At 57.7% G+C, this 11,733-nt stretch carries 7 protein-coding genes; 4 read left to right on the forward strand and 3 right to left on the reverse strand.

Features of this window, described 5'->3' with window-relative positions:
* The first annotated feature begins 175 nt into the window (after positions 1-175).
* Both ygfK and ssnA read left to right on the forward strand, forming a co-directional pair.
* On the forward strand, positions 176-3,247 hold the full coding sequence (gene ygfK / locus AC3WOK_RS05215) for a putative selenate reductase subunit YgfK (protein ID WP_492354078.1): 3,072 nt from the start codon (positions 176-178) through the stop codon (positions 3,245-3,247).
* Positions 3,244-4,578 carry a putative aminohydrolase SsnA gene (ssnA, locus tag AC3WOK_RS05220; RefSeq protein WP_492354079.1) on the forward strand — a complete coding sequence of 445 codons (1,335 nt, stop codon included), beginning with the start codon at positions 3,244-3,246 and terminating at the stop codon, positions 4,576-4,578. Before ygfK ends, ssnA begins: the two co-directional genes overlap by 4 nt.
* Before the next feature lie 37 nt (positions 4,579-4,615).
* Here the strand turns inward: ssnA and AC3WOK_RS05225 are convergent, their stop codons facing one another.
* Positions 4,616-5,080 (reverse strand): 4Fe-4S dicluster domain-containing protein, encoded by a 465-nt coding sequence (locus tag AC3WOK_RS05225; RefSeq protein ID WP_492354080.1) that lies wholly within the window; start codon positions 5,078-5,080, stop codon positions 4,616-4,618.
* Positions 5,077-7,017: a formate-dependent uric acid utilization protein YgfT gene (ygfT, locus tag AC3WOK_RS05230; RefSeq protein WP_492354081.1), complete on the reverse strand. Its 1,941-nt coding sequence runs from the start codon at positions 7,015-7,017 to the stop codon at positions 5,077-5,079. The genes AC3WOK_RS05225 and ygfT overlap by 4 nt, the downstream gene beginning before the upstream one ends.
* Before the next feature lie 432 nt (positions 7,018-7,449).
* Between ygfT and AC3WOK_RS05235 the strand changes: the two genes are divergently transcribed.
* Positions 7,450-8,922, forward strand: a complete 1,473-nt coding sequence (locus AC3WOK_RS05235; protein ID WP_492354082.1) for a nucleobase:cation symporter-2 family protein — start codon at positions 7,450-7,452, stop codon at positions 8,920-8,922.
* Positions 8,923-9,065: 143 nt separating this feature from the next.
* Positions 9,066-11,219: a formate dehydrogenase subunit alpha gene (gene fdhF / locus AC3WOK_RS05240; RefSeq protein ID WP_492354238.1), complete on the forward strand. Its 2,154-nt coding sequence runs from the start codon at positions 9,066-9,068 to the stop codon at positions 11,217-11,219.
* 48 nt (positions 11,220-11,267) lie between these two features.
* Here the strand turns inward: fdhF and AC3WOK_RS05245 are convergent, their stop codons facing one another.
* The gene (locus AC3WOK_RS05245; RefSeq protein WP_059310065.1) at positions 11,268-11,726 is read right to left on the reverse strand and encodes a (2Fe-2S)-binding protein; all 459 of its coding nucleotides are present in this window, start codon (positions 11,724-11,726) and stop codon (positions 11,268-11,270) included.
* Positions 11,727-11,733: the final 7 nt, after the last annotated feature.

Consider the following 11,733-nt stretch of genomic DNA (forward strand, 5'->3'; position numbering starts at 1 on the left):
ACGCCCCAACCTCTCTCTTTAAAGTCGTTTTAACTTTAGACTTTCCTCACGTTTTTACGCCCATTCCGTCTATGAATTCAATTTCTGGCGTGATTGTTGCTGAGCTCCCCTTACCCGTCGGAATTATCGCAATACCGACCACTATGATTTAACAGGTAAGTCTAAGGAGAGGATTATGGGCGATATCATGCGTCCCGTTCCGTTTGAGGAACTCTTAACGCGTATTGTTGATGAATACCAGAATCATCGTTCCATCTTTGGTATTCCGGAGCAGCAGTTTTATTCAGCGCACGCCCCGCATAAGGTGAGCGTATTTGGTGAAACCTGCGCCACGCCGATTGGCCCGGCTGCGGGTCCGCATACCCAGCTGGCGCAAAACATTATTACCTCCTGGCTCACCGGCGGGCGGTTTATCGAACTGAAAACGGTACAAATCCTCGACCGCCTGGAGCTGGAAAAGCCCTGTATTGATGCCGAAGACGAATGCTTCAACACCGAATGGTCCACCGAATTTACCCTGCTGAAAGCCTGGGATGAGTACCTGAAGGCGTGGTTTATTCTGCACCTGCTGGAGGAGATCCTGCCGCTGACGCCGGTGAAAAACGGTAAGTCGTTTATCTTCAATATGAGCGTTGGCTATAACCTCGAGGGCATTAAAGAGCCGCCAATGCAGCAGTTTATCGACAACATGATGAACGCGGGTTCGCAGCCGAAATTTGCCCGGTATCGGGACACGCTGGACCGCTGGCTGCGACTGCATCAGCCAGAAAAAGCCGCGCTGGCGAGCCGCATTCCGGCAAAACTGGTTCAGGGCGTGACGCTCTCTACGATGCACGGCTGCCCCCCGGACGAAATTGAAGCGATCTGCCGCTATATGCTGGAAGAAAAGCAGCTGAATACCTTTGTGAAACTCAACCCGACGCTGTTGGGCTTCAAGCGGGTTCGTGAAATTCTCGATACCTGCGGCTTTGGCTATATTGGTCTGAACGAAGCGTCGTTTGACCACGACCTGAAAATCGACCAGGCGCTGGCGATGCTCAAGCGCCTGATGTCGCTCGCTAAAAGCAAGAATCTGGGCTTCGGCGTGAAGTTAACCAACACCCTTGGTACGGTGAACAACAAAGGCGCGCTGCCAGGCAACGAAATGTACATGTCCGGGCGCGCGCTGTTCCCGCTGTCGATCAACGTCGCCGCCCTGCTGTCGCGAGAGTTTGACGGCAAGCTGCCGATTTCTTATTCCGGCGGCGCGAGCCAGCTCAACATCCGCGATATTTTCGAGGCCGGCATTCGCCCGATCACCATGGCAACCGATCTGCTGAAACCCGGCGGCTACCTGCGCCTAAGCGAATGCATGCGCGAGCTGGAACAGGCCGACGGCTGGCAGATGACGCAGGTTGACGTTAAGCGCCTGAACGCGCTGGCGGAAAAAGCGGTCAGCATGGCGTATACCCAGAAGCACTGGAAACCGAACGACCGGATTGATGTAGGTGAAACGCTGCCGTTGACCGACTGCTACGTCGCCCCCTGCGTCAGCGCGTGTGCTATCAAGCAGGATATCCCCGAGTACATTCGGCTGATGGGCGAACAGCGCTACGTTGACGCGCTGGAGCTTATCTATCAGCGCAACGCGCTGCCGGCGATTACCGGCCATATCTGCGACCATCAGTGCCAGTACAACTGTACGCGCCTCGACTACGACAGCGCGCTGAACATTCGTGAACTGAAGAAAATCGCTCTCGAAAAAGGCTGGGATGAATATCAGCGTCGCTGGCATAAACCCGCCGGTTCAGGCACCCAGCACCCGGTCGCGGTGATTGGCGCGGGACCCGCAGGTCTGGCCGCGGGGTATTTCCTGGCGCGCGAAGGTTACAGCGTCACGTTATTCGAGCGCGAAGCTAACGCCGGCGGCGTGGTGCGCAACATTATTCCTCAGTTCCGCATCCCCGGAGAGCTTATCCAGCAGGATATCGACTTTGTGGTGAGTCACGGCGTCAATATTGTCTACGGCTGCGACCCACACCTGACGGTGGAAAAGCTCCAGCAGCAGGGATTCCGCTACGTTCTGGTCGGCACCGGCACCGATAAAAACAGCGGCGTGAAGCTCCAGGGTGATAACCCGAACGTGCGTAAATCGTTGTCCTTCCTGCGTGAATATAACCGGGGCGATAACCTGCAGTTAGGTAAGCACGTGGCTATCGTTGGCGCGGGGAATACCGCAATGGACTGCGCCCGTGCGGCCTTACGCGTACCGGGCGTTGAGCAAGCGACCGTCATCTACCGCCGTTCACAGCAGGAGATGCCAGCCTGGCGTGAAGAGTATGAAGAAGCCGTACACGATGGTGTCACCTTCCGCTTCCTGAATAATCCAGAGCGATTCGATGCCGACGGTACGTTAACCGTACGCGTAATGGCGCTGGGCGATATCGATGAAAAAGGCCGTCGCCGCCCGGTAGAGACAGCAGAAACCTGTACGTTACATGTCGACACGTTGATTACCGCCATTGGTGAACAACAGGATGGAGAAGCGCTGGCCGCGATGGGCATTCCGCTGGACGCGCGCGGCTGGCCGGAGGCGAACGCCGAGGGTGAAACCCGCAAACCGGGTGTATTCCTGATTGGTGACGTACAGCGCGGACCGTCTTCAATTGTTTCCGCCATCAGCAACGCACGTCGGGCAACGGAGACGATTCTGGCCCGGGAAAATATCCGCAGCCATCATGGCAACAAGCACTGGAACAAGGTTGATCCCGCTGAAGTGTACCGGCGTAAAGGCGCCATTGTGGTCGCCAGCGTAGGCAAAGACGATCGCGATGCGTTCGTCGCTCAGGAAGCCGCACGCTGCCTGGAATGCAACTATGTGTGCAGTAAATGCGTGGACGTTTGCCCGAACCGCGCCAACGTGTCGATTGCCGTCCCCGGTTTCGAAAACCGCTTTCAGACGCTGCACCTCGACGCTTACTGCAACGAATGCGGCAACTGCGCCCAGTTCTGCCCATGGCAGGGCAAACCGTATAAAGACAAAATTACCGTCTTCAGCCTGCCGCAGGATTTCAGCAACAGCAGCAATCCGGGCTTCCTGGTCGAGGGGAACCGCGTCCATATTCGCCAGAACGCTCAAACCTGGCTGCTGACGCTCGACGACGGCGGGCAGTTCAATCAGATACCACCGCAGCTGGAAGCCATGTGCCGCATCATCAGCCATGTCTATCGCCATCATCACTATCTTCTGGGGGCCGTTGAAGTATGAGTCAGCTACTGCTAAAAAACGCCACTATCGCCCAACTCTACCCGGCGATGGTGCAGGAAAATGTCGACATCGTAATCGAAAACACGGACATCGTCGCCGTCGGACACGATCTTGGCCATCAATACCCGCAGGCAAAAATCAAGGAGATGCACGGCAGGCTGGTGATGCCGGGAATGGTCTGTTCCCACAACCACTTCTATTCGGGATTATCGCGCGGCATTCAGGCCAACATCGCCCCGAGCCCGGACTTTATCTCCACGCTGAAAAACCTTTGGTGGCGGCTGGACCGCGCGCTGGACGAAGAGTCGCTGTACTACAGCGGGCTTATCTGCGCCATGGAGGCGATTCGCAGCGGCTGTACGGCGGTCATCGATCATCATGCCTCGCCGAACTACATTGCCGGCTCGCTGAGCCAGCTGCGTAACGCTTTCGTGAAGGTGGGCCTGCGCGGCATGACCTGCTTTGAAACCACCGATCGTAACGGTGGACAGCAGGAGCTCCAGGCCAGCGTCGAAGAAAATATCCGCTTTGCGCGCGAAATAGACCGCGGGCGCGAAGCGGGGAATGCGCCATACCTGGTCGAGGCGCATATCGGCGCGCATGCGCCGTTTACCGTCACCGATGCAGGTTTATCTATGCTAAGCGAAGCGGTGAAGGCGACCGGTCGCGGGCTGCATATCCACGCGGCGGAGGACAGCTATGACGTCTCGCATAGCCATCATCATTACGCTAAGGATCTGCTGGTTCGCCTGGCGGAGTTTGACCTGATCGGCCCTAAGACGCTGATCGCGCATGGCCTGTATCTCTCCGACGCCGATATCGCCTTACTGAACGAACGCGACGGTTTCCTGGTGCATAACGCGCGCTCTAATATGAATAACCACGTGGGCTATAACCACAAGCTCATCGCCTACCGCAACCTGGCGCTGGGCACCGACGGCATCGGTTCCGATATGTTTGAAGAGCTGAAGTTCGCGTTCTTCAAACACCGGGACGCCGGTGGCCCGCTCTGGCCAGACGGCTTTGCCAGGGCGCTCAGCAACGGTAATACCCTGCTCAGTCGCAACTTCAACGCGCAGTTTGGCCGTATTGCCGCGGGATATAAAGCGGATCTCACCGTGTGCGATTATCTGCCGCCTACCCCGTTAGTGGCGGAGAACATCGCCGGGCATATCGCCTTTGGCATGAGTTCGGGCAACGTGCACAGCGTGATGGTCAACGGCGTGATGGTCTATGAAAACCGCCAGTTTACCTTCGACTGCGAGCCGATTTTCGCCGAAGCGCGTAAGGTGGCGGCGAAGATGTGGAAACGAATGGATGGGCTAGACTGAACCACAACATCAGGCCGGGCCACGCCCGGCTATAACGTCAGAATGCGGTGGTTATCTTGCGCTGCTTTTGCATTTTCGCCAGCGCCTCGCCGGTGATTTTACTTAATGCCGCCGTTGGGCAGACGTCAATACAGGCCGGGCCGCGCTCGCGCCCGTGGCAGAGATCGCACTTCACAATCGTCGCTGACTGATTTTTGGCTACCACGATGCTAATCACGCCAAACGGACAGGCCACCATGCAGCTTTGACAGCCGATACAGCGGGCGGCATCGGCTTCCACCCGCTCGTCCCCCATGGTTAATGCGCCCACCGGGCACGCCCCCACGCAGGGGGCATTTTCACACTGATGGCACATTACCGGCACGCTAAGCGTATTCAGACGCAGCACCGTTAAGCACGGCGCGAACGCCGCATGTTCTGTGGCATGTTCCAGCACGCAGGCTATCTCGCAGGTGCGACAGCCAATGCAGGACGCCGGGTTGGCCATGATAAAGCTGGTCATGCCCCCTCCTTGCTGTTAAACAGCGCCAGCATTTCACTGGCGGCCTGACGCCCCGCCACCATCGCCGTGACCACCAGGTCAGCGCCGTGCACCGCGTCACCGCCGGCAAAAATCTTGTCGTTGCTGGTTTGCGTGGTGCCGCGACCGCTGCCGCCGGTACGAATTTGCCCCCAGCGGTCCAGCTGAACGCCGTGGCCGCGTAGCCACGGCATATCGTGGGCCTGGAAACCAAATGCCATGATCAGCACATCCGCCTGTAGCTCAAAGCCGGAGCCCACAATCGGCCTTGGACGGCGACGGCCATCCGGCCCGGGTTCTCCCATGTCGGTGCGAATCATGCCGACCGCGCTGACCTGCCCCTTACGGTTGCGCTGGATATACTGTGGCTGAACGTTGAACTGGAATTCCACACCTTCCTCCCGCGCGTTGACCACCTCTTTTATAGAGCCGGGCATGCTCAGCTCGTCGCGACGATAGGCGCAGGTCACGCTCGCGGCCCCACGCCGCACCGCCGTACGCAGGCAATCCATCGCGGTATCGCCGCCGCCCAGCACCACCACGTGCTTGTCCTGAATATCAATAAGCGGGTACTCCGCGCTCTCTTCAAGCCCCATCACCTCGCGGGTGCTGGCGATCAGGAACGGCAGCGCCTGGATCACGCCGGGTGCGTCTTCACCTTCCAGTCCCGCGGCCATCAGGCCATAGGTGCCGACGCCGAGGAATACCGCATCGTAATTGGCGACCAAATCGTTAAAGTCGACATCACGCCCAACTTCCTGGTTTAAATGGAATTGAATACCCATTTCGCTGAAGATCGTCCGGCGCATGCCAAGGAGCCCTTTATCCAGCTTGAAGGGCGGGATGCCAAACGTCATCAGACCGCCAATCTCCGGATACTTATCAAAGACATCCACCTGCACCCCTGCACGCACCAGAACATCGGCGCAGCCCAGCCCCGCAGGCCCCGCGCCAATAATGGCAACCCGCTCCTTGCGCGGCGTCACGCCAGCCACCTGCGGACGCCAGCCCATCGCCAGCGCGGTGTCGGTGATGTAGCGTTCGAGATTGCCAATCGCCACCGCGCCCCCCTCGTTTTTCAGCGTGCAGGCCCCTTCGCATAAGCGATCCTGCGGGCAAACGCGGCCACAAATTTCCGGTAAGGAGCTGCTCTGATGGCACAGCTCCGCTGCTTCAATGATTTTTCCTTCGTTAACCAGGCGAATGAAATCGGGAATGTGGTTATGCAGTGGGCAGGTCCAGTTGCACCATGCTTTCTGCGCGCAGCTCAGGCAGCGTTCGCTCTCATATTCCGCTTCTGAGCAGCCCAGACCGTAGTAAATCTCCTCGAAATGCGATTTGCGCAGCGCTGCGTCGACCTTTTTCGCCCCGACGCGAGGGGGTTTAGCGAGGAACATGTCACGAAGCCGCGGCTGGCGCGGCTGCACCGGCTGCCCGAGTACGGTACGCGTCTGGCGCTCGCGGCGGATATTTTCAAGCTGTTGCTCATCCATCAGGCGCAGCGCCTGCGTTGGGCAGGTGGCCACGCAGGCCGGTTGCCCGCTGGGGTGTTCGCTGCACAGATCGCATTTCTGCGCCAGCTGCGGCGCGTCTTCATTGGCAGCGACCATTTCGATAGCCCCGAACGGACAGCTGATGACGCAGTTCTTACAGCCAATACATTTTTCCTGGTTCAGCTGAATGCTGTTGTTAGCGAAAGAGAGCGCCTCCGTTGGGCAGGACGCCACGCAGGGCGCGTCGTTACAGTGGTGGCAAGTGGCGGTACGGCTCTCTTTACGGTGGAAAACGACCTGAATGCGCGGCGTGAAATCGCGGCGCTGCAGCGGCCAGTTATCCTGATGATGGGCGGTCACGCAGGCAACCTCACAGGCATGACAACCAATACAGCGGGTGGCATCAGCCACAATAAATCGGTTCATTGGCTTCCCTTTTATTATTCAGATTTTCATCAAGGGTCGCGATGCAATATTCAGGCGCATTTTGGGTTGCGCGTCTGCTGGGGTTATTTTTTGCGATGCAGGTCAAATAAACAATTATTCTCATTTTTCCGCGGCGGCGTCTTTTATCTTATTCGATACCAAAATGAGAGCGTTACTCTCATAGTGATACCCGGGTATTTATCCCCTCTTTCATTCCTGTTTCGCCACCGCGTAGTGATATCCAACAAGTCGTGACTCCATTCACAAAAATATTCTTTGCTCCGCTAAACGGTTAATTCTGGCACAGCTTACGCATAGTTATCGCCGTGCGCGCAACACGCTGATGGCGACATCAGTTCAGGGAGGCAACTGCCTTCGAATCGTAACTTCCGCTCTCAACCGAGCGAAAGTCGTAAAGGAGATAACCACCTCATGAAAGATTCTGCCATTCCTGCCTCACGCTCGACGGCTTCAACGGCGCCGGTCGATGAGGTTTTGCCGATAACGCAAATGATTCTCTACGGACTGCAGCACGTGCTGGTGATGTACGCCGGCGCGGTGGCCGTTCCTCTGGTGGTCGGCAACGCCGTTGGCCTGCCCGCCGAGCACATCATTCTATTGATTAGCGCCGATCTGTTTATCTGCGGCGCGGCAACCATCGTCCAGTCGATGGGGATTCGTCCCTGGCTCGGCTGCCGTTTGCCGCTGATTCAGGGCTGCACCTTCGCCGCGCTGATCCCGATGGTGCTGATTGGCAAAGAGTACGGTATCGGTGCCATTTCCGGCTCGGTAATTGTCTCGGGGATCTTTATCCTCTGCTGCGCGCCGTGGATTAGTCGCCTGATTCGTTTCTTTCCCAGGGTGGTGATGGGCAGTATTGTCACGCTGATTGGCCTGTCGATCATGCCGGTGGCCGGCGGGTGGATAGGCGGCGGGAGCACGGAAATGCAAGGCTTCGGCGACCTGTTTTCCCTGCTGATGGCCGCGATTACGCTGGTCATCATTCTCAACCTGTACACCTTCGCCACCGGGGTGGTGAAAAACACGGCGGTGCTGATCGGGCTGATTATTGGCACAATCCTCTGGAGCTTCTTCAAGCCGCTCGACCTTCACCTGGTGAACGCCACCCCGTGGCTGCATCTGCCGACGGTCATGCAGTTTGCCCGCCCTGAGTTTCATATCGTTCCCGTCGCCCTGCTGTCCATGGTCATGGTCGTGGTGATGGTGGAAACCATGTCCTCGATTATGGCCACCGGCGATATCGTCGGTAAGAAAGTGGATGCCACCATGCTGCGCAACGGCCTGAACACCTGCGGGCTGGCCACCACCCTTTGCGGCTTCTTCAACCTTTTCCCCTATGCCGCTTTTGCGCAGAACGTCGGCCTGATCGGCCTGACCGGCGTACGCAGCCGCTTTGTGGTATCGGTCTCTGGGGCGATTCTCATTTTGATGGGCCTGTTCTCGAAAATGGCCGCGCTTGTCGTGCTGATCCCAAAGCCGATCCTCGGCGGCGCCGGGATCGTGATGTTTGGCATGGTCGCCGTCTCCGGTATTCGTACCCTTGGCCAGGTCGACTACCGTAACAATAACAATGGCATGGTGGTAGCACTGACGCTGGGTCTGGGCATGATGCCGGTCCTGGTACCGAACCTGTTTGCCCAGTTCCCGCCGATGATGCAGCTGTTCCTCCACAGCGGTATCACCATCGGGACGCTCACGGCAATCGTCGCCAACCTGACGCTCAACGGCAGCGTGCCGCTGCGTATCTCTCACGATATTCCGGAACCCGATCCGCTGCCGCCGAGCGCCGCGGCGCGAAATATGGCGGTACGCACCGTTCGTATGTGGCTGCTGCTGCGCAAGGTCCAGAAGGGCCAACAGCCACAACACAGCGGGGGGGAATAATGCAAAACCGAATCATACTGGCGTTGCTGGTGCTGGCGTTAATGACCCTGCCCGCCGTCCAGCAGGCCATTGCCTTTGGGGTACGCAGCCGCTTTGATTTTTGGCTGTTTTTTTAGGATGTCACGCTTATCTGGAGAACCATGATGAAAAAAGTGACCACCGTCTGCCCTTACTGTGCCGCTGGCTGCAAGCTGCAGCTGGTGGTTGAGGACGGGCGGATCGTTCGCGCCGAGGCGGCAATGGGCAAAAACAACCAGGGTACGCTGTGCCTGAAAGGCTATTACGGCTGGGATTTTGTCCACGATACCCGCATTCTGACGCCGCGCCTGCAAACGCCGATGATACGCCGCCAGCGAGGCGGCAAGCTGGAAGCGGTCTCGTGGGATGAAGCGCTGGATTACGTCGCCACGCGGCTTAGCGAAATCAAAGCGAAATATGGCCCTGATGCCATTCAAACCACCGGTTCTTCGCGGGGTACCGGCAACGAAACCAACTATGTGATGCAAAAATTCGCCCGCGCGGTTATCGGTACCAATAACGTCGACTGCTGCGCGCGCGTCTGACACGGCCCTTCGGTTGCAGGTCTGCACCAGTCGGTCGGTAACGGCGCAATGAGCAATGCCATCACTGAAATTGATAACAGCGAACTGGTGTTTATCTTCGGCTACAACCCGGCAGATTCTCACCCTATCGTCGCCAACCATGTGCTTAATGCGAAGCGAAATGGCGCAAAAATTATCGTTTGCGATCCACGGCGTATTGAAACCGCCCGCATCGCCGATATGCACCTGGCGCTCAAAAACGGCTCTAATATCGCGCTGTTGAACGCCATTGGCCACGTCATTATTGCGGAGGATCTTTACGACAAATCATTTGTTGTCCGGCGTTCTGAAGGCTTTGAGGAGTACCGTAACATTGTCGAAGGCTATCCGCCGGAATCGGTTGAAGAGATTACCGGCATTAGCGCGCAGGACATTCGCGCCTGCGCCCGACTGTACGCCAGCGCGGGAACGGCCACGATTTTGTGGGGCATGGGCGTCACCCAGTTCTATCAGGGAGTCGAAACGGTGCGCGCGCTGACCAGCCTGGCGATTCTGACCGGCAATCTTGGCAAAGCGAGCGTCGGCGTCAACCCGGTTCGCGGGCAAAATAACGTACAGGGAGCCTGCGATATGGGGGCCCTACCGGACACCTATCCGGGCTATCAGTTCGTAAAAGTGGCCGAAAACCGCGAGAAGTTCGCGAAAGCCTGGGGGGTTGAGAGCCTGCCGGCGCATACCGGCTATCGCATCAGCGAGCTGCCGCACCGCGCGGCACAGGGCGAAGTCCGTGCGGCGTACATCATGGGGGAAGACCCGCTGCAAACCGACGCCGAGCTGTCGGCGGTGCGCAAGGCGTTTGAGACGCTGGAGCTGGTAATTGTGCAGGACATTTTCATGACCAAAACCGCGGCTGCGGCAGACGTCATCCTGCCCTCCACATCGTGGGGTGAGCATGAAGGCGTTTATACCGCCGCCGACCGTGGGTTCCAGCGCTTCTATAAAGCGGTGGAGCCACAGTGGGATCTGAAAACCGACTGGCAGATTATCAGCGAAATCGCCACCCGCATGGGTTATCCGATGCACTACCGTAACACGCAGGAAATCTGGGATGAACTGCGCCATCTGTGTCCGGATTTCTTCGGTGCCACCTATGAGAAAATGGGCGAGCTGGGGTACGTGCAGTGGCCGTGTCGCGATGAATCTCCAGCGGATAAGGGAACCTCATGGCTGTTCAAAGATCGTTTCTCCACGCCAGACGGGCTGGCGCACTTTTTCACCTGCGATTGGGTAGCGCCGATCGACAAATTGACCGAGGAATTTCCCATGGTGCTCTCCACGGTGCGCGAGGTGGGCCACTACTCGTGCCGCTCGATGACCGGGAACTGTTCGGCGCTCTCTGCGCTGGCGGATGAGCCGGGGTATGCGCAGATCAACACCGCCGACGCGGCGCGTTTAGGCATTGTCGATGAGGCGCTGGTGTGGGTGAACTCGCGTAAGGGGCGGATTATTACCCGGGCGAACGTGAGCGAACGGCCAAATAAAGGGGCCATTTACATGACCTACCAGTGGTGGATTGGCGCCTGTAACGAACTGGTCACGGAAAACCTCAGCCCCATCACTAAGACCCCGGAGTACAAGTACTGTGCGGTACGGGTAGAGGCAATTACCGATCAGACGGCAGCAGAGCGCTACGTTGTAGAAGAGTATGCGAAGCTCAAAGCACGGCTGCGTGAATGCAGCGAGGGACACGCGTAAACGGCGCTGTTGGGGAGGTCTGAACCTCCCCGGCGCGCCATCATGGCGTTATGACTTTAACGCGTGGTGGATAGAATCAAGAATCGGCTGGTAGCCGGTGCAGCGACATATATTCCCTTCCAGCACGTCTTTCAACTGTTCGTCACTCGGCTGTGGCACTTCCTGCAGCAGCGCGGTCGTACTGACCAGCACGCCCGGCGTGCAGAAGCCGCACTGTACGCCGCCTTTCTCCACAAAAGCATGCTGTAGTTTTTGCGTAATCGGGTTGTCGTTTAGCCCTTCCAGGGTGGTGACTTCCGCTTCATCGCACTGTTCCGCCAGCACCAGACAGGAACAGACCGCTTTGCCGTCCATCATCACCGTACAGGCGCCGCATTCACCAATAGAGCAGCCTTCCTTCGTTGCGGTTAACTTCAGCGTGTTGCGGACCAAATCCAGCAGACGCATATTGCCTTCAACTTTGGCTTCTACCAGTTTGCCGTTGACCTTCACTTTAATGACACTCATTGTTTTG

This window comes from Enterobacter sp. FW301-JW81, assembly GCF_058788735.1.

What these genes read in the sequence shown, in the direction of transcription:
- ygfK (WP_492354078.1), top strand. Translation starts at nt 176, where the DNA reads ATGGGCGATATCATGCGTCCCGTTCCGTTTGAGGAACTCTTAACGCGT.
- ssnA (WP_492354079.1), top strand. Translation starts at nt 3,244, where the DNA reads ATGAGTCAGCTACTGCTAAAAAACGCCACTATCGCCCAACTCTACCCG.
- AC3WOK_RS05225 (WP_492354080.1), bottom strand. Translation starts at nt 5,080, where the DNA reads ATGACCAGCTTTATCATGGCCAACCCGGCGTCCTGCATTGGCTGTCGC.
- ygfT (WP_492354081.1), bottom strand. Translation starts at nt 7,017, where the DNA reads ATGAACCGATTTATTGTGGCTGATGCCACCCGCTGTATTGGTTGTCAT.
- AC3WOK_RS05235 (WP_492354082.1), top strand. Translation starts at nt 7,450, where the DNA reads ATGAAAGATTCTGCCATTCCTGCCTCACGCTCGACGGCTTCAACGGCG.
- AC3WOK_RS05245 (WP_059310065.1), bottom strand. Translation starts at nt 11,726, where the DNA reads ATGAGTGTCATTAAAGTGAAGGTCAACGGCAAACTGGTAGAAGCCAAA.